This is a genomic window from Cupriavidus pauculus (genome assembly GCF_003854935.1).
Lineage (GTDB): Bacteria > Pseudomonadota > Gammaproteobacteria > Burkholderiales > Burkholderiaceae > Cupriavidus > Cupriavidus pauculus_C.
In genome coordinates, this window is the sequence record NZ_CP033969.1 from 3,018,441 (window position 1) to 3,045,057 (window position 26,617).

Genomic DNA, 26,617 nt, shown 5'->3' on the forward strand with positions numbered 1-26,617 from the left:
CCGGAACCCCGGCCGCCCGCGTTGTCGTCAAGACACCCCCCTGTCAGCCGCAGCCGGCCGCGCCAGGCCAATCCCGGCCAGCCGGCGGTACAGGGTCACACCGAGCCAGCCTGCCACGGCAAGGCTGACAATGCCATGCGCCAGTGCTGCGCCAGTCACCCCGGCGGTGTGCACCGCCATCCATGCCAGCGGCACGCCGGCCAGCGCCACCAGCGTCATGCCGAGCAGCGTGATGCCCCGCAGCTCCAGCGCGATGGCGGCCGCCCATGCGATATCGGCGACCGAACGCAGGACAAACGACACGAGCAGGATGCCGAAGATCAGCCCGTCGTCCTGGCTGGCTGCCTTGCCCGCCATCATCAGGATGGCATCGCACGCCAGCCAGAGCGCGCCCGCCATCGTCAGCGTAGCAGCCAGCGTCCATGCCAGTTGCCGCCCGAGCAGCTTCCGGACCCCCGATCCCCCCTGATGCGCGGCACGCGCCAGCGCGGGCCCGGCCGTGGTGGCAATGGCCGCGTGCGCGAGCGTCTGCACGGCGTTGGCGATGGCCCAGAGGAACACATAGCGCCCGAGTTCCTCGGCAGGCAGCAGCGCGGCCCCGAGAAAGCGCTCCGCATACTGCAAGCCAGCAAGCAGGATCGCAGCCAGATAGATGGCAGCCCCCGCGCGCCAGACGTCCAGCAGCCGCACCGCCGGCCGGGCCTCGGGCAGGCGACGCGGCTGGACCGGTGCGGATGAGCACCCGCGCAGGCCCAGGATCAGGTACCACCCGATGGCAATGACCAGCACATCGCCGCAGATCCACAGCATCAGCACGGCCAGCATGCTGCCGATGACACCGCTGGCCAGTCCGGCGATGGCAAGCAGCGCCCACAGCCCGTTACGCGCGAACATCAGCCACGACGCCGCGCGAGTTTGATGCAGCGCGAACAGGTAGCCGCTTACCTCGAAGGCCTGGTGCTCCACCATGACCAGCACCGCGATGACCACCGCTATCGGCGCCGTGAAATAGTCCGGCGGCGCTACCCCGCCATACCGCCAGAGCAGCGTGCCCCCTGCCGCCAGCAGGCCGTAGCAGGCCGCATGGACGCCGGCGAGCCGCCCGATGTCCCCGAGCGCTGCCGCAGGGATGCTGGCCAGCCGTCGGTTGCACTCGGCGGAGAAACCCAGCCCCAGCATCTTGGTGCCGATCACCGCCGCCGCCACGGCCATGCCGTACTGCGCCATCGCCGCATACCCCAGCTCCCGCGCAATCGCCAGCGTGAGGGCGAACTTGGCGCCCAGCGACAACGCCCGCAACGCCAGCCTCATCAGCATCGGACATCCATCGGACTGGCTGGGCCATATGGCCACGTGCCACGCAGCGTGGCGACGATCTCCTGCCGCTGCGCCCGTAGCGTGGCGGCGCGCGCCTGCAGGCCGGCGTGGAACGACGCCACCGCTGCCGGCGCAAGCACGGTGTCGAGCACGTCGGACGCCTGGAAATCGGCGGCGTTGCTGACCCAATCCGTCAGCCCCAGGTCCTCGTACGCGCCGAAGCCCTTGCGCTCGTAGCTCAGATGGTAGGCCGGCACACCGGCCAGGACCGATTCCAGCGCGCCATGCAGCCGCACCGACACCACTGCGTCCGGGCGATCGTTACGGAGCACGTCCCGCAGCAACCCGTGCGGCGTCAAGCCAAGCGCGCGATAGAACGCCGTATCGTCATTGCCGCGCACCGCGCTCTGCACGGCGAACGATACCCGGCATTCGCCCCGCAGCCGCTCGATCAGCCGGTGCAGCATCAGCCTGTAATGCTCGCGCCGATCGGGATGCCAGGCCGGCGCTTCACGCAGCACCATGCAGACGTTGCGGACGGGATGCTGGCGGCTTTGGGCTGCCTCGGCGGACGCCACTGCCCCGCCCAGCCGATGGCCCAGCTCCAGCACGGCCAGATCGGGGGCCCGCCGCACGTTGGCGCGGCCATCGAGCCACGCCAGCGACCGGTGATCGCGGACATAGACACGCGCCAACGTCCCCAGTTGCCTTGCCAAGCCATCGCCCAGGCTGGACGACGCGCCGCCCGGCCCGGCCACGACAGGCCCGATGCTCTGCGGCAGGTAGATGGCCGGGCGCCCGGACGCTACCGCCGCGCGCAGCTGCACCAGATGGCCGGCCTGCAGTTTGAGCGCTTGCCAGGTATTGCGTGCACGCAGATAGCCACCGCCCACGCCCACGATCACGTCGGCCGAATCCAGCACCCGGGCAAGGCGCCGCGTCTCGGCGGTTGGTATGGCGACCAGCGCCAGTCCGCACGCCCAGACGCGATGCCAGCCTTGCCGGGCAATCACCGGGGCGGGCAGGACATGATCCATGTCCCCGAATGAAGCGGGGTCCGATGCGACGAGCGTGATCTGGCAGTGCTGTCCCAGCGCCTCACGGATCATGCGGACAGACAGGTCCACCAGCAGGCCGTCTCCGGCATTGCGCCGGCTGTAGGCGTGGAGCAGCGCCACGCGGCAGATGCGCGCCATCGTCATGTACGCTCCTCGACAAGCTGGCGATAAACCGCGGCAGTGCGCGCGACCATGGCCTGCGCGGTGTAGCGGCCCAGCGCGGCCGCGCAACGGCTCGCCAAGCGCCCGCGCAGCGCCGCGTTGGCGTACAGCGTGCGCACCGCCCCGGCCATGGCCTGGGGGTCGTCCTGATTCACCACGACAAGGCCGATCTGCTCGGCATCCACCAGTTCGCTGGCCCCGGCCACGCGCGCCGTCACAATTGGCAGCCCGGCCGCCATCGCTTCCAGATAGACATAAGGAAATCCCTCGTAGCGGCTGGGCACCAGCAGCACGTCGAATGCAGACAGGTACGTCCGCGCATGGTCGACCCTGCCGATCACCCGCACATTGGCCGGCAGGCGCTCAACCGGCCGCCCGGCCGCCGCCTGGAGATCGCCGGTCCCGATCAGGGCGAACTCCAGCGCGCCGCCGACGTCGGCCTGAAGCAGTTCGGCCACCCGCACCAGCCGATCCAATCCCTTTTGATGCGCAAACCGGCCGACAAAGCCGACCATGAACCGCGTAGGGTGCAGGCCCAGTGCGGCCCGTGCCGCATCGCGCCCCAGCAGGCAGACCGGCTGCACGCCGTTGGGAATCGTCACGATGCGGGACGACGGAATACCCAGCGACTCTTGCGCATGCCGTGCCTCCGTCTGCGATACGGCAATCAGGCGATCGGTACGGTGGCGGCCGAGCAATGCTTCCACGCCGCCGAACACCCGGCGCTGAAGCCTGGATAACGACGGATTGAGCGTGTACAACGCATGCGGCGTGTACACCTGGCGCCATGGCCCCCGGCAGGCCCGGGCCAGCACGCCCGCCTTGGAACTATGACTGTGCACGATGTCGGGCCGCACGCGGGCCAGCAGGTGGGACAGATTCCACCAGGCCGGCACGTCGCGCCAGCCGATACGTCGCGGCATCGGCAGGCAGGTCACACTGGCACAGCAATGCCGCACCGACGCGTCGATGACGGCCGGATCCAGCCTGTCACCGGCCGGCACCGCCAGGTGCACGTGTTCGCCCAGTGCCGCGAGCCCGCGCACAAGGTCCGCAAGATGCGTTGCAACGCCGCCCGCCGCCGCCTCGGCCACGATCATCACGTTCAAGGGCGATCCGGGGCTCATGCCACGCCCCCGTCGCGCCGTCGCCGGAGACTGAAGCCGCGTGGCCGCGTGCGCCCCGGCATATCCGCGCCATACCCGCCGTAGCCAGCATAGGGATAGCCGTAGCACCCCAGGCGAGGCACCAGATCGTTCAGGACCACGCCACCCACGGCCGCGCCGGACTGGCGCAACTGCTTGCACGCCGCGGTCAGATCGGCCAGCCGCGAATGGCCCGCCCGGGCCACCAGCAGCACCAGGTCGGCATGCCGCGCCAGCCGGGCCGCGTCGGCGGCGGCCAGTGCGGGGGGTGTGTCGATCAGCACGACGTCGTAGCGCTGGCGCGCTTCGCCGAGCAGGGTGTCGAGGTCCGCGCGGGCGAGCATGTCGCCAACATGGGGCTGCGGATCGCCGCAACTGATCAGGTCCAGGCCACTGGCCTCCCGCTGCACCACCTGCTGCCAGTCGGCTGCATGGGCGAGCACTTCGGACAGGCCCGGGGCGGCGCCGCGCCCGAACATCCAGTGCAGGGTGCCGCGGCGCATATCGCCATCGATCAGCAACACCTTCTGCCCGGCCGCAGCCAGCACGGCTGCCAGATTGGCGCTGACGAACGTCTTGCCGGCAGCGGGCTCGCTGCCCGTCACCAGCAGCACGTTGCGCTCACGGCTCAAGCTGGAAAGCTGCAGCGCCGTCAGCAGGCTGCGCAGGCTTTCGATGGCCGGATCGGATTTCGCCACACCGCACAACAGACGCTCGTCGGGGCGCTGCCGCGCCGCATCCAGATCCGCCTGCCGGGCCGAGCGCGGCACCACCCCCAGCACCGGTACACCCAGAACATGCTCGATCTCGTCAGGCTCGCTGACGGCGCTGGCCATCCAGTCGGCGGCGAATGCTGCGCCGGCCCCTGCAACGATGCCCGCAAGCAAGGCCGCGACCAGCACCATCAGGCGATTCGGCGCCACGGGGTCCTCGGCCACCTCGGCCGGATCCACCACCCGCGCACTGGCCACGCGCCCCGCCTTCATCAGCGCCAGTTGCTGCGCGCTGCCCAGCAGCGACGTGTAGCGCTCGGTGGCGATCCGAACATCGAGTGCCAGTTGCGCGGTCTGCCGCTGCAGCGCCGGCAGGCCGCGCATTACCTTTTCCATGTCCTGCTGCTTCTGCCTGACCACGTCGAGCTGGCGATCGATGGCCATCACGCCCGGATGGGCTTCGGTAAAGCGTGTCACCAGTTCCTGCCGCTTCTGGGTGAGCCAGAGTCGCTGCGTGCCGGCGTCGGACGCGGCCTTGAGGGCGAGCCTCGCCTCCTCGTTCAGGTCCACCACGCCGTGCCGCGCCGTCATCGACGTGTAACGGTCCTGGGCCGCCTCCAACTCTTGCTTGAGGCTTGGCAACTGCCGTTCGAGGAACACCAGTGACTGCGCCGCTTCCGCTGACTTGCGTTCGACGTTCTGCCGCACATACTGGTCCCCGATCTCTCGCACCAGCGCCCGCAGCCGCTCGGGATCATGCCCGGCCAGCGTGACGATCAGCACGCCAGACTGGCGAGCCTTCTCCTGAACGACAAGCCGCCCGCGCACGTCGGCCACGGTCTTCCGCCAGGAATGGCGTACCAGTTCGAACCGGGCATCCGGCTGGCACGCGCAAGCCGCCACCTGTACCCGGAAGTCACCCACGGCGGTGGACAGCACCTGCTCGATGCCCGCGCGGACCCGCATCGGCACGTCGAGCCCCGGCCCCTCAAGCCGCCAGCCTTCGCTTTCCATGGTCAGCACAAACGGCTCGCCCTCCAGGCCGGCCGGGACATCGAAACGCAGCACCTCCGGCACGGGTCCCGGCGCGGCGCGCCAGCGCGCCAGCCAACTGCTGGCGGCCGGCTCGATGCCAATATGCAGGCGCAGCTTGTCCACCGCCCGCTCCACGACGAGCCGGGAGCCGATGATCTGCGTTTCGGCCGCCGGCGACGACTTCATGTCGAACAGGGACGCCGCATCGCCCAGCAGGCTCCATGTCGACGACGACGTGGCCGCGTCGTCCAGCTGGATCATCATGTCGGCCTGGTAGACGGGCCGCGCCAACAGGACGTAGGCCATGCCAGCCAGCGCGCAGGCCATGGCGATGCCGAGCGCCAACCGCCGATAGTGCGACAGCGCCGCAACCAGGCGCCCAATCGTCACGTCGGTCCGGGCAGTGGAGGACTTGAGCGGTGGCAGCGTCATCGCGCGTCCTGCCGCTGTAGCGCCCGGATGCGCGGCGCCCAGTCCCGCACGCCCTCGCCCAGGCACGCAAATGCATGCTCGAAAGCCGTCCGCGACCGCCCGCGCGGGTCCGCCACGTCGCCCACCGTGCGATCGCCCAGGCGGAACACCCGCCCCGAGTGCATGGGGTAGCGCAGTTGCAGCGCGGACTTTTGCGCCTCGTCCATCACCAGGACCAGGTTCGCCGCGCTGATCCGCACCCCGGTCAGTTGCTCGGCGCGATGGCCGGTCAGGTCGAGGCCGGCATCGGCCGCCACCGCACAGGCGCGGGGATCGGCCGGCGCACCCACCGGCGCCGCCAGTCCGGCCGACCACACGGTGAGATCGGGCAATGCCTGACGCAGCAGCGCCTGTGCCATCGGACTCCGGCAGAGATTGCCCACGCACACGACAAGGACGATCATTTCAGGACGTTGGCGGTGGAGTTGACGTACTGGGCGCTCGGAATCAACTGGTTCACGACCCGCGCCCAGCGCGTGATGTCTCCGGCGTCGACGTAGACCACGTCGCGCGGCTGCAGCGGGAACCCTTCGGCCAGCGCCATCGCCACCGGGGAGGCGGCGTCCAGGTGGAACACTTCGGGGCGCCCCGAGTCGTGCCTGCGCACCACGTAGATCTGCCGCGGGTCGCTGGTCTGCGGATTCACGCCGCCCGCTTCGCCGAGCGCTTCGTTAAGCGTCAGGCGGCCGTTGCGCGGCAGCACCGCGACGGGCTTGTTGACCTCGCCCAGCACGAATACCTTGCCGTCCTCGCGCTGTTCCACGCGCACGATGTCGCCGCTGCGCAACTGGATGTCTGCGGGGTTGCGCCCGGCGCGCAGCAGTGCCGGCAGGTCAACGACCCAGCTCCGCGCCTTGCGGGAAATCCGGATCCGGCTGCTGTCGCCGGTATTGACGTTGACACCGCCGGCCCGGCCTAGCGCCTCGATCAGGGTCATCGGCACGTCGTCCACGTATTGCGGCCCCGGCAGCCTGACCTCGCCGTCCAGGTAAATCCGCTGGCTGCGGTACGCCAGCACCCGCACCGTGACCTGAGGCTGGCGCACCACGCCGGCCAGCGCACGGGTCAGGCGCGTGCGCACCTGGTCGACCGTAAGGCCGGCCACTTTGACCACACCCGCGTAGGGAAACTGGATGTCGCCGTGATGGCTGACGACGTAGCCGGGCACGCTGGCCGCTCCGCTATAGCCGGGAATCTCGTAGCCGATGCCAACGGTGTAGGTCTGGCTCGGAAAGACCAGCTCGGGATGGTCCCACACGACGATGGACAGGATATCGGCAGGTCCGATACGGTAGGGCTGCCCCGCGCCCAGCAGGTCGTCGATGTCCTGGGTGCTGCGCGTCGATCTCAGCGCGTTGACCAGGTCCCACGAAATCGGCGTCACGCCGTCCGGGGCGCTCGCCGCCGGCGCATCGCGGTCGACCCGCATCCCGGGCGCCCATGCGCAGCCAGCAAGCAGGGTGCCGGCCAGCAAAAGCGCCATCGTGATTTGACTTCGCATGGAATCCCGCCTCGTTCAGAAGGCGCGATACTAGCGAGAACCCCGCTGCAAGTTTCTAGGATTAATCCGAAAACGCAGGCCAGCCTGACGGCGGGCCACGGTTCCACGCCCGGCTTGCGATGGCGCCGACCGTTATGGCAGCGTCTGCGCAGCGGGCGCGGGCAAGGCGCCTTAGCCTTGCGCGTCCGCCGGCGGCGCCGCGCGCAGCCCTTCGAGGAAGCGGATCACCGTGTCGGCCTCGCGGGTGCGCGTGAACGGCGGCAGGCTCTGCCAGATCTGGCGCCCGTAGGGCTTCTCCACCAGCCGGGTGTCGCAGATCGTCAGCACGCCGCGATCCGATTCCGACCGGATCAGCCGCCCGGCGCCCTGCTTCAGCGTGATCACCGCATGCGGCAACTGGTGCACCGCGAACGGGCTCAGCCCCTTTTTCTGCAGCACCTCCATGCGCGCGGCCAGCACCGGGTCATCGGGCGGCGCGAACGGCAGCTTGTCGATGATGACCAGCGACAGCGCCTCGCCGCGTACGTCCACCCCTTCCCAGAAGCTCTGGCTGCCCACCAGCACCGCGTTGCCGAGCTGGCGGAAGCGGTCCAGCAGTTCGGTGCGGCTGGCCTGGCCCTGCACCAGCAGCGGCAGGTCGATGCCCCGCGCGGCGAACAGGTCGTACAGCATGTCAGACGCCTTCTGCACCGCGCGCAGCGTCGTGCACAGCAGGAAGGTCCGCCCGCCGGCCGCCTCGATCAGCGGCAGCGCCTTTTCCACCACGGCCTCGGTGAACTGGGGCGAATTGGGCGGCGGCATGTCGCGCGGCACGTAGAGCAGGCCCTGCTTGGCGTAGTCGAACGGGCTCGGCAGCGTCAGCGACTGTTCCTTCGGCAGTCCGAGCTGCGCCGCGTAGTGCGCGAAATTGCCCTTGACCGACAGCGTGGCCGATGTGAAGACCCAGGCGCGCGGCTGGCCCTCGCGCTGGCGCGTGAAGATCGGCGCGATCGACAGCGGCGTGCGGTGCAGCTGCACCGTGTGCGAGAAGACTTCCACCCAGCGCACGGTATCGGGCCCTAGCTGGGCCGGTTCAGGCGCCGGTGCGACGTCGTCGGTGGCGGCGGGCGTCTCGCCTTCCGCCGGGGCGGCCGGGGCGGGCGGCGGGCCGGTGCGGTCGTCGCGCCAGGCTTCCAGCCGCTCGGACAGCTCCACGGCGCGCCGATGGCACTGCTCCAGCGTCTCGGCCCGCTCGGCCTGCGACGCCAGCGCCTCCACAAAGCCCGCCAGCGCCTCTTCCAGCGCGTCGAGCGTCTCGTAGAACGGCTCGGCGGTACGCGGATCGGCGTCGATCTGGCCCATCGCCATGCGCACGTTGTCCCGGCCAAATGCCAGCCGCAGGTCGCGAGCCGCGCGTTCCAGCGGGGCGCCCAGCGCCACCCAGTCCACGGCGTCGCGCGCGTGGGACAACCCCTCGGCCACCGTGTCGCGCGCCAGTTCCAGCAACTGGCTGGTGGACAGCGTCTCGCCGAAGAACAGCGTGGCGGTCTCGGGCAGCTGGTGGGCCTCGTCGAAGATCACGGTGTTGGCGGCGGGCAGCAGCTCGGCCATGCCGGTATCGCGCAGCACCACGTCGGCAAAGAACAGGTGATGGTTGACCACCACCACGTCGGCCTGCTGCGCCTCCTTGCGCGCCCGCATCACAAAGCATTCCTTGTAGTGCGGGCATTCGCTGCCCAGGCAGTTGTCGCGCGTGGACGTCACCATCTGCCAGACCGGCGCGTTCTCGGGCACGGCGGCCAGTTCGGCCTTGTCGCCGGTGGTCGTGGTCTGGGCAAAGCGCCCGATGTCGCGCAGCCACGCCGCGTCCTGCTTCGACGCCAGCCGGCCGCTGGCCTGCGCGCGCTCCAGGTGGTAGTGGCACAGGTAGTTGGCGCGGCCCTTGAGCAGCGAGACCGACACCGGCACGTTCAGCGCGTGCCGCACGGTGGGGATATCGCGCTGGAACAGCTGGTCCTGCAGGTTCTTGGTACCGGTGGACAGGATGACCTTGCCGCCCCAGAGCATGGCCGGCACCAGGTAGGCAAAGGTCTTGCCGGTGCCGGTGCCGGCCTCGACGATGACCGTGTCGTTGCGCGCGATGGCATCGGCCACGGCCTCGGCCATCTTCTGCTGCGACGCCCGCGGCCGGTAGCCGGGGATGGCCGTGGCCAGCGTCCCGGTCTCGGCAAACATCTGCGAAAGCTGCGCGGACTGCGCGGCCGCCTGGCTGGCCGATGCGGCGACCAGGGCGTCGGCCAGCGTGTCGGCCTGCTGGTCGGCAGGCTGGTCGGCCGCCGGGCCCGCGGCGGCGTCGGCGGCGGGGTCGTGGGCGTCAGGCGTCGGGGCGGCGGCGGACAGGAGGTCGTCGGTGGAAGCTGGCAAGGTGGGGAGTGTCTTGTGTCGCCCCGGCCGGGCGTTGCGCCGGGGGCGGTGTGTGCTGCGGGTGCCAGGTGTCAGGCGGGAACGTCGGGCTCCAGATGCAGTTGCAACAGCGTGATTGCATCCTTGAGCTTCAGGCGGCGCTTCTTGAGCCGGCGCAGTTGCAGTTCGTCGTGGGTCGGGTCGGCGGACAGGCGGTCGATCATGTCGTCGAGGTCGCGATGCTCGATCTGCAACTCGATGATCTGCCGCTCCAGCGTATTGAGGTTTTCATCCATGGTCGATGCTCCCTGGCGGCCGCTGGCGGCCAGCCGCCCGGCCGTGCCACACGAATCAGAAGCCGAACGGGCTGGGCGTGGAGCCCTGGCTGCCCTGCTTCTTCTTTTCCTCGGCCTTGGCGCGCCGCTCGTCCAGTTCTTTCTGGCGGCGCACGGCGTCGGCCTGCTTCTGCTGGTAGGACTGCACGTTCTCCTGCCGCTGGCGGGCCTGTTCGGCGCCCTTCTGCTGCGCCTCGGTCATGCGCGTGTTGAAATCGTCCTGCTTCTTCTGGTACGCCTCGGCGTTGGCGGCCCGCTGGGGCGCCTGCTGGCCGGTCTGCGCGTCGCGCAGTGCCTGTTCCTGCTGCTTGCGGTCGAACGCCTCGCGGCTGGCCTGCTCGTTCGCCGCGCGGCCCGGCTGGGCCGCTTCGTACTCGGCGCGGCGGATGGCCTGCTCGCGGTCGCGCCGGGCGGCGTTGTAGGCGCGCTCGGCGTCGCCCACCTCCAGGTCGCGCTCGCGCAGCACGTGCAGTTCCGCGCGCTGGACTTCCTTGGCCTGCTCGATGCAGCGGTTGACCAGGAACTTGCCGTAGCACTCGCGCTCGGCCAGCGCGAAGCGGTAGTTGGTCCACGCGCGCGAATCGCCGATGGCCTTGCGTTCGGCGTCGAAGTCGCGGGGCTTGCCGGGGTCCGCGGGCAGCGCGGCCGTCGCGGCGGGCGCGGACGCCTGCGCATGGGCGGCGCCCAGGGGGGCGGCCAGCAGGCAGGCGGCCAGTGCGAGCGGGAAAACCGGGGAGGAAGTCATGTAAACCAGGCGAGCCATGACGGCCGGAAGGGGCTTGACGATCATGCCGCGATTCTAGCATCCGGGACCCATCGCCACGGCGCCGCGCGTGGCGCCCGGGCGCCGTCGCCGGCGGGCGCCGAAAAGACGGGGGAAAAGGTGTCTTCCCGTCACCGGAGCGGCCCGGCGCTTGTGGCACAATGCCCCGCTTTCGACTGACACGTATTCTCGATGTCCAATCTGCCTGCTTCCGTCCTGCAAAAGATTGTGTCGCTGATCGCGGCCGAACTGTCCGTGCAACCCCGCCAGGTGGCGGCCGCCGTCGGCCTGCTGGACGAAGGCGCCACGGTGCCCTTCATCGCCCGCTACCGCAAGGAAGTGACCGGCAACCTGGACGACACGCAGCTTCGCAACCTCGAAGAGCGCCTGCTGTACCTGCGCGACATGGAAGACCGCCGCGCGACCATCCTGGCCTCGATCGAGGAACAGGGCAAGCTCACCGACGCGCTGCGCGCGGCCATCGAGGCCGCCGAGACCAAGCAGACGCTGGAAGACCTGTACCTGCCCTACAAGCCCAAGCGCCGCACGCGCGCCCAGATCGCGCGCGAGTGCGGGCTGGAGCCGCTGGCCCAGGCGCTGCTGGCCGACCCGACGCTCGACCCGCAGGCCGAGGCCGCCAAGTACGTCAACGGCAATCCCACCGCCGATGGCGGCGTGCCCGACGCCAAGGCCGCGCTCGACGGCGCGCGCGACATCCTGTCCGAACAGTTCGGCGAGACGGCCGAACTGCTGGGCAAGCTGCGCGACCACCTGTGGCAGAACGGCGTGGTGACGTCGTCGGTCATGGAGGGCAAGGAGACGGCCGAGGAAGAGAAATTCCGCGACTACTACCAGTACAGCGAAACCATCCGCACGGTGCCGTCGCACCGCGCGCTGGCGCTGTTCCGGGGCCGCAACGCCGGCGTGCTGCTGGTCAAGCTGGGCCTGGGCGAGGAGCAGGACGCGATGGTGCCGCACCCGTGCGAGACGATGATCGCGCGCCATGTCGGCATCGAGAACCGCAACCGCCCGGCCGACAAGTGGCTGGGCGACGTCTGCCGCTGGTGCTGGCGCGTCAAGGTGCAGCCGCACCTGGAAACCGAACTGCTGACGCAGTTGCGCGAGACGGCCGAGGGCGAGGCGATCAAGGTGTTCGGCCGCAACCTGCACGAACTGCTGCTGGCCGCGCCGGCCGGCCCCAAGTCCGTCATGGGGATCGACCCGGGCATCCGCACCGGGTGCAAGGTGGCCGTGGTGGACCACACCGGCAAGCTGCTGGAAACGGCCACGATCTACCCGCACGAGCCGCGCCGCGACTGGAACGGCTCGCTGGCCACGCTGGCGCGCCTGGCCAGGCAGCACAACGTGGCGCTGTGCTCCATCGGCAACGGCACCGCCAGCCGCGAGACCGACAAGCTCGTGCAGGACCTGATGAAGGCCGCCCCGGAGCTGAAGCTGACCAAGATCGTGGTCAGCGAGGCCGGCGCGTCGGTCTACTCGGCGTCCGAGCTGGCCGCCAAGGAATTCCCTGATCTGGACGTTTCGCTACGCGGCGCGGTGTCCATCGCCCGCCGCCTGCAGGACCCGCTGGCCGAGCTGGTCAAGATCGATCCGAAGTCGATTGGCGTGGGCCAGTACCAGCACGACGTGAACCAGCGCGAGCTGGCCCGCGCGCTGGACGCCGTGGTCGAGGACTGCGTGAACGCGGTGGGCGTGGACGTCAATACGGCGTCGGCCCCGCTGCTGGCGCGGGTGTCGGGCCTGAACGCGGTGCTGGCGCGCAATATCGTCGATTTCCGCGATGCCAACGGCGCCTTTCCGAACCGCGACGCGCTGAAAAAGGTGCCGCGCCTGGGCGACAAGACGTTCGAGCAGGCCGCCGGCTTCCTGCGGATCAACACCGGCGACAACCCGCTGGACCGCTCGTCGGTGCACCCGGAGGCGTATCCGGTGGTGCAGAAGATCCTGGACCACATCAAGAAGGGCCTGCCCGATGTGATGGGCAACCGCGACGCGCTGCGCGGCCTGTCGCCGCAGCAGTTCGCCGACGACAAGTTCGGCCTGCCGACCGTGCGCGACATCCTGACCGAACTGGAAAAGCCGGGCCGCGACCCGCGCCCCGAGTTCAAGACCGCGACCTTCCAGGAAGGCGTGGAGGACGTGAAGGACCTGCAGCCGGGCATGATCCTCGAAGGCGTGGTCACGAACGTGGCGGCCTTTGGCGCGTTCGTGGACATCGGCGTGCATCAGGACGGGCTGGTCCACATCTCGGCGCTGTCGACCAAGTTCGTCAAGGACGCCCACGAGGTGGTCAAGGCCGGCCAGATCGTCAAGGTCAAGGTCATGGAGGTGGACGTCAAGCGCAACCGCATCGGCCTGACCATGCGCCTGGACGACGAGCCGGGCCAGCAAGCCCCCCGCACGGGCGGCGGCGACCGCAGCAACGACCGCGCCCCGCGCGGCGGCGGCAACCGCGGCTTCGGCGGCGGCCAGCGCCAGCCGGATACGCAGGGCGCGATGGCCGCCGCGTTCGCGAAGCTGAAGCGCTGAGCGGAAAGGGCTGCGCGGGCGGAGCTTCCGTCCGCTGGCTGCTTTGCTTCCCTCTCCCGCGCGCCGCCGTTTCTCGCTCCCCTCTCCCGCGCGCCGCCAGTTCTCGCTCCCCTCTCCCGCGCGCGGGAGAGGGGTTGGGGGTGAGGGCGTTGCGGTGCAAATTGCGACCTGTCGTTGCTTGACCCGCCGGCCCTCACCCCCGGCCCCTCTCCCGCAGGCGGGAGAGGGGAGAAAAACATAGGCCAGCGCCAGCCCGCCCCCCCCCCCAAACAAAAACGCCCCGCATCCGCGGGGCGTTTTTCCTGGCAACCGCCAAGTTCTCAATTCTCAAATCTCGACCTTGGTGCCCAGTTCCACCACCCGGTTGGCCGGGATCGAGAAGAAGTCCGACGGCTTGGCGCCGTTCTGATGCATCCACGCGAACAGGCGCTCGCGCCACATCGACATGCCGGGCAGCTTGGACGGGATGACGGTCTCGCGGGCGATGAAGAACGACGTCTCCATCAGCTCGAAGTGCATGTCGAGCTTGCGCTGGGCCAGGTCGAGCACGCGGTTAACGTCCGGGGTCTCCTTGAAGCCGTACTCCGAGGCCAGGATGAATACGCCGCCGCCCAGGTCCTTGCAGGTCAGGCGGTGGTCGTCGTCCACGTAGGGAATGTCGCGCGTGACAAAGCTCAGGAACACCACGCGCTCGTGCAGCACGCGGTTGTGCTTCAGGTTGTGCAGCAGCGACACCGGCACGGACTCGGTGCTGCCCGTCAGGAACACGGCCGTGCCTTCCACGCGGTGCGGCGGGTGGGCCAGCAGGCCCGCGATGAACGGCTCCAGCGGAATGCCGTCCTCCAGGCTGCGCGCGCGCAGCAGCTTGCGGCCGCTGTGCCACGTCATCAGCAGGAAGAACGCCGTGCTGCCCATCAGCAGCGGGAACCAGCCGCCCTCGGCCACCTTGAGCAGGTTGGCCGAGAAGAACGACAGGTCGACGATCAGGAACGACGCGCCGAGCACGGTCACCAGCACCCGGTTCCACTTCCAGAACCGGCGCATGACGATCACGGCCAGGAACGTCGTGATCAGCATCGTCGTGGTCACGGCGATGCCGTAGGCGGCGGCCAGGTTCTCGGACTTGCGGAACGACAGCACCACGGCAAACACCAGCACCAGCAGCGCCCAGTTGATCACCGGAAGGTAGATCTGGCCGATTTCCGCCGCCGACGTGTACTGGATCCGCATGCGCGGCAGGAAGCCGAGCTGGATGGCCTGGCTGGTCAGCGAGAACGCGCCCGAGATGACCGCCTGCGACGCAATCACGGTGGCCGCCGTGGCCAGCAGCACCATCGGCAACTGCAACAGGTCTGGCACCATCAGGAAGAACGGGTTCTCGATGGCCTGCGGGTTGCTCAGCAGCATCGCGCCCTGGCCGAAGTAGTTCAGCATCAGGCACGGCATGACCATCACGAACCAGCCGTAGCGGATGGGCTTGGCGCCGAAGTGGCCCATGTCGATGTACAGCGCTTCGGCGCCGGTCAGCACCAGGAACACGCTGCCCAGCACGATGAACGCCTGCAGCGAGTGCTCCAGCAGGAACGAAATGCCGAACCACGGGTTGATGGCGGCCAGGATGTACGGCGACTGGATCAGGTTGTAGACGCCCAGCCCGCCCAGCGCCAGGAACCACGCCACCATGATCGGGCCGAACAGCTTGCCCACCGCGCTGGTGCCGTGGCGCTGGATGAAGAACAGCACGCAGAGGATGGACAGCGTGATCGGGATCACGAAATGCGACAGCCCCGGCGCGGCAATCTCCAGCCCTTCCACGGCCGACAGCACCGAGATGGCCGGCGTGATCACCGCGTCGCCATAGAACATGCAGGCGCCGAAGATGGCCGACATCATGATCAGCTTGGCCATGCGCGACCGGGGTGCCGCCGTGCGCAGCGCCAGCGCCATCAGCGCCAGTACGCCGCCTTCGCCGTTGTTGTCGGCCCGCATGACGAACAGCACGTACTTGATCGACACCACGACGATCATCGCCCAGAACAGCAGCGAGATGATGCCGAGCACGGCCTCGTGGCTGAACGGGATGCCGTGGTCCTTGCTGAAACACTCCTTGAGCGCGTACAGGGGGCTGGTGCCGATGTCGCCAAAGACGACGCCGATCGCGCCGATCACGAGCGCACGGGTGCTCGGGCTTTCGACGAAATAATGGCTGGTGGTTGCGGATTGGGTCATGGATTTGGGTCAGGTGAACCGGCTCGCGCCTCTACGTGCCCGACTCTGGCTGCGCGGGCGTGACACCACGGCGCAGTCCCTCCAAAGTGAATCTCCAGGCACATCTTCTCTCACGCTAGCGGCTCCGGTCCCCGGTGGGGCGTGTTGGCCTTCTCAGTTTCTATTGCATTGCACAAACGCGCGCATTCTAGATGAAGAGTCGTGCGACGACCACTGTGGAAGATGCCGGTGTCCACCGGCACGACCGATCAAGCATGGGAAAGAAGGCGGAGATGGTCAAGCTCGGCCTGCGCGGCGCGCGGGCCACGGGCGCCGGCCGGGACGTTGCGAATCGGCGACAGAAGTGGCGCCGGCGCAACCCGATGAAACGCCCGTCAGAATCCTGGCCCGCCCTGTTCAGACGCCCAGGTAGCGGTCCAGCGCGGCCGGCGCGGCGGCCAGCTGGGCGGCGGGGCCGGCCATGACCACCAGCCCCTTTTCCAGCACGACCACGCGGTCGGCATGGGCCAGCACGGCGCGGTAGTTGCGGTCCACCACGATCGACGCGATGCCGGTGCCGCGCACGGTGGCAATCACGTTCCAGATCTCATGGACGATGCGCGGCGCCAGGCCCTCGGTGGCCTCGTCCAGGATCAGGCAGTCCGGGTTGGTCATCAGCGCCCGGCCAATCGACAGCATCTGCTGCTCGCCGCCCGACAACTGCTGCCCGCCGTGGCCCAGCCGTTCCTTGAGCCGGGGGAACAGGTCGAGCACGCGCGCCTCGTCCCAGTCCCGGCGGCCGTTGCAACCGGGCCGCGCGGCCATCAGCAGATTCTCCCGGACGCTCAGATTCGGAAAAATGCCACGTCCCTCGGGCACGTAGGCGATACCCAGCCGGGCCACCTCGTGCGGCCGCGCGCGCGACATCTCGCGCCCGGCCACGTGGATCTTGCCCTCGCGCTCGCGCACGTGGCCCAGCAGCGTCCGCAGCAGCGTGCTCTTGCCCATGCCGTTGCGGCCCAGCAGGCCCACGGTCTCGCCGGCGTTGACGTGGAAGTCGATGCCGCGCAGCACGTGGCTGGACCCGTACCAGGCGTTGAGCCCGCTGGCGTCGATGATCGGCGTGGGATTCATGCGCCGGCCTCCTCTTCCTCGCCCAGATAGGCCAGTTGCACCTCGCGGTTGGCCCGGATGCCGGCCGGATCGCCCGACGCGATGACCGTGCCGTTGACCATCACCGTGATCCGGTCGGCCACGGCGAAGACCGCTTCCATGTCGTGTTCGACCAGCAGGATGGCGTGGCCCTCGCGCAGGCCGCGCAGCAGGTCGAGCATGCGGGCCGATTCCTCGGCGCCCATGCCGGCCAGCGGTTCGTCCAGCAGCAGCGCCACGGGTTCGGTGGCCAGGCACATCGCCACTTCCAGCTGGCGCTTCTGGCCGTGGGCCAGTTCGCTGGCGACGCGATTCGCATGCTGGGCCAGCCCGGCGCGTTCCAGCGCCTCGTCGGCCAGCGCGCGGCTGGTGCGGCAGCCCTGCGCCGGCTCCCAGAGCCGCCACGCGCGCTGCGCCCGCGACTGGGCCGCCAGCCGGCAGTTCTCGCGCACGGTCAGCGGCAGGAAGATGTTGTTGCGCTGGTAGCTGCGCCCCACCCCGTGGCGCGCCAGCCGCGGCTGCGGCCAGCCCGTGACGTCCTGGCCCTGCAGGTGCAGCCGCCCCTCTGACGGCGGCAGCTCGCCCGACAACAGGTTGATCAGCGTCGACTTGCCCGCGCCATTGGTGCCGATGACGGCGTGAATTTCGTTCAGATGCAGCGACAGGTCCACCTGGTTGACCGCGGTCAGGCCGCCAAAGCGGCGCGTCAGCATGTCGGCCTGCATGACCGGTACCGGGTTGCGCGCGTTCATACGGCCTCCCGGCTGTGCGGGGCGGCGGCGTCGGCGCTGCCGCCGTCGGCCCCGTCCGGGCGCCGCGTCCGGCGTGGCGACCGGTGGCGCAGCACCGCCGGCACGCTGACCAGCCCGCGCGGCAGCAGCGCCACGGCCGCGATGATGAAGCCGCCCATCAGCAACTGCCAGTGCTTGGTCAGCGACCCGAACCATTCGGCCAGCAGCACAAACGAGAACGCGCCCAGCACGGCGCCAGCCAGGCTGCCCACGCCGCCCAGGATCACCATCAGCATGGCGTTGCCCGACTGGTGCCACGACGCGATCTCGGGGTTCACAAAGCCGAACTGGATCGCATAGAGAAATCCCGCCAGCCCGGCCAGCATGCCGCCGGCCACAAAGGCGCCCAGCTGGTAGCGATAGGTGGCAAACCCGGCCGCCCGCATGCGCTGCTCGTTGTGGCGGATGCCCACCAGCGCGTGGCCAAAGCGCGACCGCAGCAGCAGCGCCAGCAGGCCCAGCGTCAGCAGCAGCGCGGCCAGCACCAGCCAGTAGAAGCGCACCGGATCGTTGACCGTCAGCGGCAGTTCCGAGAACAGCCCGAACTCGGGCCGGAAGTAGATATAGGTGCCGTCGCTGCCGCCCGCGATCTTGGTGTCGTGGAACACGAAGTAGACCATCTGCGCGAACGCCAGCGTGACCATGATGAAGTAGATGCCGCGCGTGCGCAGCACCAGCGCCCCCACCACCAGCGCCAGCGCCCCGGCCGCGCCCACGCCGGCCAGCATCAGCAGCCAGCCGTTGCCCGCGCCGCTCTGGGGCGCCAGCATGGCCGTGGCATAGGCCGACATCGCAAAGTAGGCCGCATGGCCCAGGCTGACCAGCCCGGTGTAGCCGATCAGCAACTGCAGCGACAGCGCGAAGATCGCCATGATCATGACCTTGCTGAGCAGCTCGATGTAGTACTTGTGGCTGTCGGCGGTCAGCACCATCGGCGCCGCGCAGAGCAGGCCAAAGGCGACCACCCAGCCGGCCGCGGCCAGCCAGGGCGGACGCCGCGGCACCACCGGCTCAGGGGTTTCGGTGTTGGATTGCATGTCGATATCCGTCAAATTGGGTGCTCCCCTCTCCCGCTTGCGGGAGAGGGGTCGGGGGAGAGGGCCTGGCGGTTCCAGGCCTGACCGGTCGGCATACGAAGCGCCGCGCCCTCTCCCCCAGCCCCTCTCCCGCGATGCGGGAGAGGGGAGCAGACCGGCGGTACATTCCCTACCCCGCCTTGAACAGCCCCTGGGGCTTCCACAGCAGGATCACGGCCATCAGCAGGTACACCAGCACGCCGGCGGCGTCCTGCCAGAACACCTTGCCGAACGTGTCGACGAAGCCGATCAGCAGCGACGCCACCAGCGCGCCCTTGACCGAGCCGATGCCGCCGATCACGACCACCACGAAGCAGATGATCAGCACCTGGCCGCCCATGCCCGGGTACACCGACGACACCGGCGACGCGATCATCCCGGCCAGCACGGCCAGCGCCACGCCCAGCGCGAACACAAAGCGGTACAGCACGGTCACGTTGATGCCCAGCGACTGCACCATCTCGCGGTTCGACGCGCCCGCGCGGATCATCATGCCCACGCGGGTGCGGCGGATCACGTAGTACATCGCGCCGGCCACCAGCAGGCAGATGGCCGAGATGAACAGCCGGTAGACCGGATAGGTCATGTCGTTGCCGATGGGCAGCGCGCCGTCCAGCAGCGCGGGCACCGGCACGCCGTGCACGTCGTCGCCCACCAGGATGCTGCGCAGTTCCTCGAACACCAGGATCAGGCCGTAGGTCATCAGCACCTGCTGCAGGTGGTCCCGCTGGTACAGGTAGCTGAAGAACGCCCATTCCAGCACGTAGCCGAACGCCACGGCCAGCACGATGCCCAGCGGCAGCGCGATGAACAGGTTGCCCGTCAGGCTGGCCAGCGTGAACGCCAGGTAGGCGCCGAGCATGTAGAAGCTGCCATGGGCCAGGTTGATTACGCCCATGATGCCGAAGATCAGCGTGAGCCCGCTGGCCACCAGGAACAGCAGCAGGCCGTACTGCACGCTGTTCAGGCACTGGATCAGAAAGGAGACGATGTCCATGGCGATGCCGGCGCGCTGCCGTCCGGGGAGTCCTGGGGGTCGGTGGGGTCGGTGAATTCGGGAGGGTCGATGGGCGCGGTGCGGGGGGCGCCAGGCCGGCGCCCGCTGCGTCAGAGCCGGCAGCCGCGCGCCGGATCGGCCAGCGCCTTCACGGCCACGCCGCTGACCTTGTTCTCGCGCCCGTCCACCTTGCGCAGGTAGAAGTCCTGCACCGGGTTGTGCGCCTTCGACAGCGTGAACGCGCCGCGCGGGCTGTCCACCCGGGCCGCTTCCATGGCCTTGATGATGTCCGGCTTGCGCGTCATGTCGCCCTTGACCGCGTTGGCACCCACGGCCAGCAGTTGCGCGGCGTCGTAGCCCTGCACGGCGTACACGTCGGGCTGGAGCTTGTACAGCTTGGCGTAGTCGAGCCGGAAGGTCTTGTCGCGCGCGTTGCTGAGGCCGTCGGCATAGTGCAGCGTGGTCTCCAGCCCCTGCGCGGCGGCGCCCTGGGCGTCCAGCGTGCCGTCGGTCAGGAATCCGGACGCGTAGAGCGGAATCTTGTCCTTGAGCCCGGCCGCCTGCCAGTCCTTGACGAACTTCACCGCGCCGCCGCCGGCGAAGAACACGAACACGGCGTCCGGCTTCAGCGACGCCACCTCGGTAATCAGCGCCTGGAACTCGACGTTCGGGAACGGCAGGCTCAGTTCCTTGACCACCTTGCCGCCCTTGGCCTCGAACGCCTCCTTGAAGCCCTTGACCGACTGCTCGCCGGCCGCGTACTTCCACGTCAGCGTGACCACCTTCTTCATGCCGCGCTCGGCCAGCACGTGGCCCATGGCATAGCCGGGCTGCCAGTTCGAGAACGACGTGCGGAAGATGTTCGGGCCGCACAGCGGGCCGGTGGCCTCGTCCACGCCCGCGTTCGGAATGATCAGCAGCGTGTTGTTTTCCTTGGCCACCTTGACGATGCCCATCTGCACGCCCGAGTGGACCGTGCCGACCACCACGTCGACCTGGTCGCGCTTGACCAGCTTGGTGGCCTTCTCAGGCGCCTTGGCCGGGTCCGATTCGTCGTCGACCTTGAAGTACTCCACATCGCGCCCGCCCAGCTTACCGCCCTGCTGCGTCACATACATCCGGAAACCGTTCTCGATGGCCGTGCCCAGCGCCGCGTAGGTGCCCGTGTACGGCAGCATGAACCCCACCTTGACCTTGCCCCCGGCGGCCGGCGCGGTCTGGGCGGTGGCCAGGCCGGTGGCGGCCAGCAGCACCGCGGCGGTGCCGGTGGCCAGGGTGGCGGAAAGACGACGAGCGTGCGGCAGCCTGCGCGATGCAATGCGATGCATGGAATCTCCTCCGGATGGTCTCAAGCCAGCGGCGCCGTGCGGCCCGGATCGGGGGCGATCGGCCGCGTCGCCAATTATTTTAGGATTGAAGTATTTGCAGTTATAAACGCCACGGTCGCCGCCGTCAATGCGCCCGTCTGGTCGCGGTGCGGCGAATGCCCACAGCGCGCGAGTTTAAGCAGTACGGTCTGCGGGGCATATCGCTGGATACCCTCGATCTGGGCCATCGTGCCGTACTCGTCGTCCTCGCCCTGCACGGCCAGCACCGGGCAGCGGATGCCGTCCAGCAGCGGGCGCAGGTCGAAATGCCGGAAGGCCGGATCGAGCCAGATGTCGTTCCAGCCCCAGAACGCCGAGTCCACGTCGGCATGGTGGCGCGCCAGCCGCGCGCGCAGGTCGGTGTGCAGGAAGGTGTCGCGCGTGGTGGCGATGCTGCGCACCGACAGGTCCTCCACCACGATGTGCGGCGCCAGCACGGTCAGGCCGTCCACCGCGTCAGGAAAGCTCGCCGCGTGGATCAGCGCGATCGACCCGCCGTCGCTATGGCCCAGCAGCCACGGCCGGCCATGGCGCCGGCCGGGCCCGATGCCCAGCGCCTCGAACAGCGCGGGCAGCGCCTCGCGCGCCTGGCGGTGCATGAAGTCGACGTCCCACTTTTCGTCCAGCGGGCGCGGCGTGGACCGGCCGTAGCCGTAGCGCGAGAACACCAGCCCCCGGAAGTCGCCCGCCTCGCAGAACTGGCGCGGAAAGTCGCGCCACATGCTGACCGATCCCAGCCCCTCGTGCAGGAAGACGACCAGCGGCCGCCGCTCGCGCCGGGGCCGCAGCCACTGGCACTCGATCTCGATGTGCCGCCCGTCGAACGGAATCCGCACCACTTCGTCCAGCATGTCGCCACCCATTGCCACCCCTCCCCTGCTCCCTGCGCTGCCGGACTACGACAGCCGTGCCGCTTCCTCGCGCTGGCGCAGGCGGAAACGCTGGATCTTGCCCGTGGCGGTCTTCGGCAGCTCCGCCACGCATTCGATCTGGCGCGGATACTTGTACGGCGCCAGCCGGGTCTTGACGAACGCCTGCAACTCGGCCGCCATGCCGTCGTGCCACTGCTGGCCCGGGCGCAGCACGACGAACGCCTTGGGCTTGACCAGTTCGTCGGCATCGGCCACGCCGATCACCGCCGCCTCCAGCACGGCCGGGTGCTGGGCCAGCGCCGCCTCCACCTCGAACGGCGACACGTAGATGCCGCCAACCTTGAGCATGTCGTCGCTGCGGCCCGCGTAGGTGTAGTAGCCGTCGGCGTCGCGCACGTACTTGTCGCCGCTGCGCGTCCACGCGCCGACGAACGTGTCGCGGCTCTTGTCGCGGTTGCACCAGTACATCAGCGCCGCCGTCGGCCCCTTGATATAGAGGTCGCCAATCTCGCCGTCCGCGCACGGCTCGCCGCGCTCGTCCAGCAGCTTCAGTTCGTAGCCGGGCACCGGCTGGCCCGTGGTGCCGTAACGCACCGCGCCGGGCCGGTTCGACAGGAAGATGTGCAGCATCTCGGTGGAGCCGATGCCATCCAGGATGTCGCAGCCGAAATGGGCCAGGAAGCGGTCGCCAATATCGCGCGGCAGCGCCTCGCCGGCCGACGTGCACACGCGCAGCGCCACGCTGGCCCGGGCCGGCAGGTCGGCGGCCGCCAGCATGCCCGCAAACAGCGTGGGCACGCCGCAGAACACGGTCGGCCGATGGGTAACCAGCCGCTGAAACACGGCCTGTGGCGTCGGGCGCTCGGCCATCAGCACCGTCGTGGCCCCCACCGACAGCGGAAACGTCAGCGCGTTGCCCAGGCCATAGGCAAAGAACAGCTTGGCGGCCGAGAACACCACGTCGTCATCGCGCAGGCCGAGCACGCGCCGGGCGTAGAGATCGGCCGTGTGGAACAGGTTGCCGTGGGTGTGGACCGTGCCCTTGGGCCGGCCCGTGGAGCCGGACGAATAGAGCCAGAACGCCATGTCGTCGGGGCCGGTGGGCGCCACGCGGGCCGTGGGGCGGGCCGCCTCGACCATGCGGGCGACGCTGGCGTCCGCACTGTCCTCCGCGCCTGGCGCCGCGAGGATCACGTCCGGGGACAGCCCGGACTTGTCGATGGCCGCCTGCATCGTCGCGCGCAGCGGGGCCGACACCACCACGGCCCGCGCGCCGCTGTGCTCCAGCATGTAGGCGTAGTCGTCGACGGTCAGCAGCGTGTTGACGGCCACCGGCACCACGCCGGCCAGCAGGCAGCCCAGGAAGACGGTCGGAAAATCGATGGTGTCGAGCGCGCAGACCAGCACGCGCTCCTCGCGCCGGAAGCCCGCGTCGTGCAGCGCGCCGGAAAAGCGGCGGCAGCGGTCGTCGAGCGCGGCAAAGGTCAGCGAGGTGGCATCGTCGATGTAGGCGGTCCTGGCGCCCCGGCCGGCCGCGAGGTTGCGGGCCAGCAATTCGTCGGCGGCGTTGTAGCGGGCCGGCAGCGTGGCCACGACCGGATCGGTCGCGCCGGCGGGCACGGGCGATGCCTGGGATACGGCCGGGCGCGCCGCCGACTCTGCCGGGGTGGCAGCGGCGGTGCTCGTCATCGGGGGCGTCATGTCTCCACTCCTCTGGCCATCCGGCACGTCGCCAGCACCACCGCGCGCCCGATCTGGCTTCCAGCAGTTTGTCTTGTTGTTCCGACAGCCATGCGCTGCGCCATCGTTATGACGATGCATTTTATTTCATATCGACTATTATGCAAGCAAGGGTATGCACTATATGGCAGTGCCATGGTGCCCGCCTTGGCCAGCCGCCACGCATTTTGCTGCACGTATAATGCGGCGCCGATCGACCCGCCCTTCCAGCCACCGACTGCCTGCATGCGCCGCGACCCCGACACGCTCCTGACGCCCGACCAACCCGCCGCGCCCCACGCGGAGCCGCGCGCCGCCGAACGGGACCCCTACCTGACGCACCTGGGCGAGCGGATCCGCTCGCTGCGCGCCGCGCGGGGCATGTCGCGCAAGGACCTTGCAAGGGGCGCCGATGTATCCGAGCGATACTTGGCCAACCTGGAGACGGGCACCGGCAATGCGTCGGTGCTGCTGCTGCGGCAGGTGGCCGGCGCGCTCGACGTGCCGCTGCCCGTGGTGCTGGCCGAGGTCGACGGTCACGCCGCCGGCCATGGCGGCCCGCGCGCCACTGAGTTCTCGCAATTGGTGCAGTGGCTGGCCCAGCTACCGGCCAGCGATCTGGCGCGCGTGCGCGAGGCCGCCCAGCACGCGCTGTCGCCGGCCGAGTCGCACGACGCGCGCCACCGCCGCATCGCGCTGATCGGCCTGCGCGGCGCCGGCAAGTCGACGCTGGGCCGGGCGCTGGCGGCGGCCGAGGACATGCCCTTCGTCGAACTCAATGCCGCCATCGAGCAGGAAGCGGGCGCGAGCCTGTCGGAAATCCACTCGCTGTACGGCCAGGCCGCCTACCGCCGCTATGAGATGCGCGCGCTCGAACGCGTGCTGCGCGACCACGACACGATGGTACTGGCCACGCCCGGCAGCCTGGTGTCGGAGCCGGCCACGTTCAACCTGCTGCTGTCGCGCTGCCTGACGGTCTGGGTGCGGACGTCGCCCGAGGAACACATGGCGCGCGTGGTGGCCCAGGGCGACATGCGGCCGATGGAAGGCAATCGCGAGGCGATGACCGACCTGCGCCGCATCCTGCAGGCGCGCAGCCCGCTCTATGCCCGGGCCGACGTGGCCATCGACACCAGCGGCCAGGATGCCGCCTCGTCACTCCAGGCGCTCCAGGCGCAACTGCGGCAACTCACCGCCCCCTGACCCCGCTCCCGGTCAAGACAACCGATCGCACGGCGGGCCTTGCATCGCCTCCGGCGATGCACTATATTTCATCACAAATGAAATAGCACTATAGTGCATCAAGGAGACGCCCCCATGTCGACGACGGACCTCGCCATCGAATCCCCCGCCGCGCCGGTGACCTTCGAGCGTCACCCGGACCACTACCGCCACTGGCAGCTCACGTTCGATGGCCCCGTCGCCACGCTGGCCATGAACGTGGACGAGGAAGGCGGCCTGCGCCCCGGCTACGCGCTGAAGCTCAACTCGTACGACCTGGGCGTGGACATCGAACTGCACGACGCGCTGCAGCGCATCCGCTTCGAGCACCCCGAGGTGCGCACCGTCGTTCTGACCAGCATGAAGGAGCGCATCTTCTGCTCCGGCGCCAACATCTTCATGCTGGGCAAGTCCAGCCATGCGTGGAAGGTGAACTTCTGCAAGTTCACCAACGAGACGCGCAACGGCATCGAGGACGCCAGCCGCCATTCCGGCATCAAGTTCATCGCCGCCTGCAACGGCACCACGGCCGGCGGCGGCTACGAGCTGGCGCTGGCCTGCGACGAAATTGTGCTGATCGACGACCGGTCGTCGGCCGTCAGCCTGCCCGAGGTGCCGCTGCTGGGCGTGCTGCCCGGCACGGGCGGCCTGACCCGCGTGACCGACAAGCGCCGCGTGCGGCGCGACCACGCCGACATTTTCTGCCTGACCACCGAGGGCGTGCGCGGCCAGCGCGCCAAGGACTGGCGGCTGGTGGACGAAGTGGTCAAGCCGGCCCGCTTTGCCGAACACGTGCGCGAGCGCGCGCAGGCGCTGGCGGCCGGCAGCGACCGGCCGGCCGGAGACACCGGCGTGCCGCTGACGCCGCTGTCGCGCCAGGCCAGCGATGCCGGCTATGTCTATGACACCGTGCGCGTCGACATCGACCGCGCCGCCCGGCACGCCACCATCACCATCGCCGGACCGGCCGGCGGCCAGCCGTCCGACCTCGCCGGCATCGTCGCGGCCGGCGCGCAGTGGTGGCCGCTGAAGATGGCGCGCGAACTCGACGACGCCATCCTGACGCTGCGGACCAATCATCTCGACATCGGCATGTGGCTGCTGAAGACCCAGGGCGACGCCGCGCAGGTGCTGGCCGCCGACGCGCTGATGGACGCCCACGCGAGCCACTGGTTCGTGCGGGAGACCATCGGCATGCTGCGCCGCACGCTGGCGCGGCTCGATGTGTCGTCGCGCAGCCTGTTCGCGCTGGTCGAGCCGGGCTCGTGCTTTGCCGGCACGCTGCTGGAACTGGCGCTGGCCGCCGACCGCAGCTACATGCTGCAACTGCCCGACTCGCCCGGCCAGGCGCCGCGCCTTTACGCCGATGCGGCCAATTTTGGCCGTTATCCGATGCCGAACGGCCTGACCCGGCTGGCCGCCCGGTTCTACGAGGACGCCGACGCGCTGGCCGCGGTGCGCGCGCAGGCCGGCCAGCCGCTGGACGGCCCGGCCGCCGAGGCGCTGGGGCTGGTCACCGCCGCGCCGGACGACATCGACTGGGAAGACGAGATCCGGATCGCCATCGAGGAGCGCGCGAGCCTGTCGCCCGACGCGCTGACGGGCCTGGAAGCCAACCTGCGCTTCGGCGGCCACGAAACCATGGAAACGCGCATCTTCGGCCGGCTCACCGCCTGGCAGAACTGGATCTTCAACCGCCCGAACGCCGTCGGCGAGCACGGCGCGCTCAAGGTATTCGGCACCGGCAACAAGGCACGCTTCGACTGGGACCGGGTCTGACCC

General features: G+C 69.4%; 20 protein-coding genes. 3 read left to right on the plus strand and 17 right to left on the minus strand.

What is annotated here, in order from left to right; translation table 11 throughout:
* Nucleotides 1-27 precede the first annotated feature (27 nt).
* The 9 genes from EHF44_RS15305 to EHF44_RS15345 form a co-directional block, all read right to left on the minus strand.
* Nucleotides 28-1,317, minus strand: coding sequence for a lipopolysaccharide biosynthesis protein (locus tag EHF44_RS15305; RefSeq protein WP_124684445.1), 1,290 nt, complete (start codon nucleotides 1,315-1,317; stop codon nucleotides 28-30).
* Nucleotides 1,311-2,519 (minus strand): polysaccharide pyruvyl transferase family protein, encoded by a 1,209-nt coding sequence (locus EHF44_RS15310; RefSeq protein ID WP_253699875.1) that lies wholly within the window; start codon nucleotides 2,517-2,519, stop codon nucleotides 1,311-1,313. Before EHF44_RS15310 ends, EHF44_RS15305 begins: the two co-directional genes overlap by 7 nt.
* On the minus strand, nucleotides 2,516-3,637 hold the full coding sequence (locus EHF44_RS15315; protein WP_253700107.1) for a glycosyltransferase family 4 protein: 1,122 nt from the start codon (nucleotides 3,635-3,637) through the stop codon (nucleotides 2,516-2,518). Before EHF44_RS15315 ends, EHF44_RS15310 begins: the two co-directional genes overlap by 4 nt.
* A gap of 23 nt (nucleotides 3,638-3,660) precedes the next feature.
* A complete protein-coding gene (locus EHF44_RS15320; protein ID WP_124684447.1) occupies nucleotides 3,661-5,862 on the minus strand; it encodes a polysaccharide biosynthesis tyrosine autokinase in 2,202 nt (733 codons plus the stop codon).
* Nucleotides 5,859-6,260 (minus strand): low molecular weight phosphotyrosine protein phosphatase, encoded by a 402-nt coding sequence (locus EHF44_RS15325; RefSeq protein WP_367613698.1) that lies wholly within the window; start codon nucleotides 6,258-6,260, stop codon nucleotides 5,859-5,861. Before EHF44_RS15325 ends, EHF44_RS15320 begins: the two co-directional genes overlap by 4 nt.
* 41 nt (nucleotides 6,261-6,301) lie before the next feature.
* Nucleotides 6,302-7,402 (minus strand): polysaccharide biosynthesis/export family protein, encoded by a 1,101-nt coding sequence (locus EHF44_RS15330; RefSeq protein WP_124684449.1) that lies wholly within the window; start codon nucleotides 7,400-7,402, stop codon nucleotides 6,302-6,304.
* 171 nt (nucleotides 7,403-7,573) lie between these two features.
* Nucleotides 7,574-9,682 (minus strand): ATP-dependent DNA helicase, encoded by a 2,109-nt coding sequence (locus EHF44_RS15335; protein ID WP_253700110.1) that lies wholly within the window; start codon nucleotides 9,680-9,682, stop codon nucleotides 7,574-7,576.
* A 194-nt stretch (nucleotides 9,683-9,876) separates the two neighbouring features.
* Entirely contained in the window at nucleotides 9,877-10,080 is a 204-nt protein-coding gene (locus EHF44_RS15340; protein ID WP_124684450.1) for a YdcH family protein, read from the minus strand.
* A 55-nt stretch (nucleotides 10,081-10,135) separates the two neighbouring features.
* Nucleotides 10,136-10,864 (minus strand): hypothetical protein, encoded by a 729-nt coding sequence (locus tag EHF44_RS15345; RefSeq protein ID WP_253699877.1) that lies wholly within the window; start codon nucleotides 10,862-10,864, stop codon nucleotides 10,136-10,138.
* A 210-nt stretch (nucleotides 10,865-11,074) separates the two neighbouring features.
* Between EHF44_RS15345 and EHF44_RS15350 the strand changes: the two genes are divergently transcribed.
* Nucleotides 11,075-13,432: a Tex family protein gene (locus EHF44_RS15350; RefSeq protein WP_124684452.1), complete on the plus strand. Its 2,358-nt coding sequence runs from the start codon at nucleotides 11,075-11,077 to the stop codon at nucleotides 13,430-13,432.
* 327 nt (nucleotides 13,433-13,759) lie between these two features.
* Here EHF44_RS15350 and EHF44_RS15355 read toward each other — a convergent pair whose 3' ends face one another.
* The 8 genes from EHF44_RS15355 to EHF44_RS15390 all read right to left on the minus strand — a co-directional run bounded on the left by EHF44_RS15355 (nucleotide 13,760) and on the right by EHF44_RS15390 (nucleotide 23,596).
* The gene (locus EHF44_RS15355) at nucleotides 13,760-15,661 is read right to left on the minus strand and encodes a potassium transporter Kup (RefSeq protein ID WP_124684453.1); all 1,902 of its coding nucleotides are present in this window, start codon (nucleotides 15,659-15,661) and stop codon (nucleotides 13,760-13,762) included.
* Between the two features lie 396 nt (nucleotides 15,662-16,057).
* On the minus strand, nucleotides 16,058-16,774 hold the full coding sequence (locus EHF44_RS15360; RefSeq protein WP_124684454.1) for an ABC transporter ATP-binding protein: 717 nt from the start codon (nucleotides 16,772-16,774) through the stop codon (nucleotides 16,058-16,060).
* Nucleotides 16,771-17,544: an ABC transporter ATP-binding protein gene (locus EHF44_RS15365; protein WP_124684455.1), complete on the minus strand. Its 774-nt coding sequence runs from the start codon at nucleotides 17,542-17,544 to the stop codon at nucleotides 16,771-16,773. Before EHF44_RS15365 ends, EHF44_RS15360 begins: the two co-directional genes overlap by 4 nt.
* Entirely contained in the window at nucleotides 17,541-18,620 is a 1,080-nt protein-coding gene (locus EHF44_RS15370; protein WP_124684456.1) for a branched-chain amino acid ABC transporter permease, read from the minus strand. Before EHF44_RS15370 ends, EHF44_RS15365 begins: the two co-directional genes overlap by 4 nt.
* 169 nt (nucleotides 18,621-18,789) lie before the next feature.
* Complete coding sequence (locus tag EHF44_RS15375; RefSeq protein WP_124684457.1) at nucleotides 18,790-19,656, minus strand: branched-chain amino acid ABC transporter permease; 867 nt, start codon at nucleotides 19,654-19,656, stop codon at nucleotides 18,790-18,792.
* Between the two features lie 110 nt (nucleotides 19,657-19,766).
* The gene (locus tag EHF44_RS15380) at nucleotides 19,767-20,984 is read right to left on the minus strand and encodes an ABC transporter substrate-binding protein (RefSeq protein ID WP_124684458.1); all 1,218 of its coding nucleotides are present in this window, start codon (nucleotides 20,982-20,984) and stop codon (nucleotides 19,767-19,769) included.
* 74 nt (nucleotides 20,985-21,058) lie between these two features.
* Nucleotides 21,059-21,886: an alpha/beta fold hydrolase gene (locus EHF44_RS15385; RefSeq protein ID WP_437340289.1), complete on the minus strand. Its 828-nt coding sequence runs from the start codon at nucleotides 21,884-21,886 to the stop codon at nucleotides 21,059-21,061.
* A 33-nt stretch (nucleotides 21,887-21,919) separates the two neighbouring features.
* Entirely contained in the window at nucleotides 21,920-23,596 is a 1,677-nt protein-coding gene (locus EHF44_RS15390) for a benzoate-CoA ligase family protein (protein WP_124684459.1), read from the minus strand.
* Between the two features lie 264 nt (nucleotides 23,597-23,860).
* On the opposite strand from EHF44_RS15390, the gene EHF44_RS15395 reads away from it, so the two are divergent.
* A complete protein-coding gene (locus tag EHF44_RS15395; RefSeq protein ID WP_124684460.1) occupies nucleotides 23,861-24,817 on the plus strand; it encodes a helix-turn-helix transcriptional regulator in 957 nt (318 codons plus the stop codon).
* Between the two features lie 114 nt (nucleotides 24,818-24,931).
* Nucleotides 24,932-26,614: a 2,3-epoxybenzoyl-CoA dihydrolase gene (gene boxC, locus EHF44_RS15400; RefSeq protein ID WP_124684461.1), complete on the plus strand. Its 1,683-nt coding sequence runs from the start codon at nucleotides 24,932-24,934 to the stop codon at nucleotides 26,612-26,614.
* The last annotated feature ends 3 nt before the right edge of the window (nucleotides 26,615-26,617 follow it).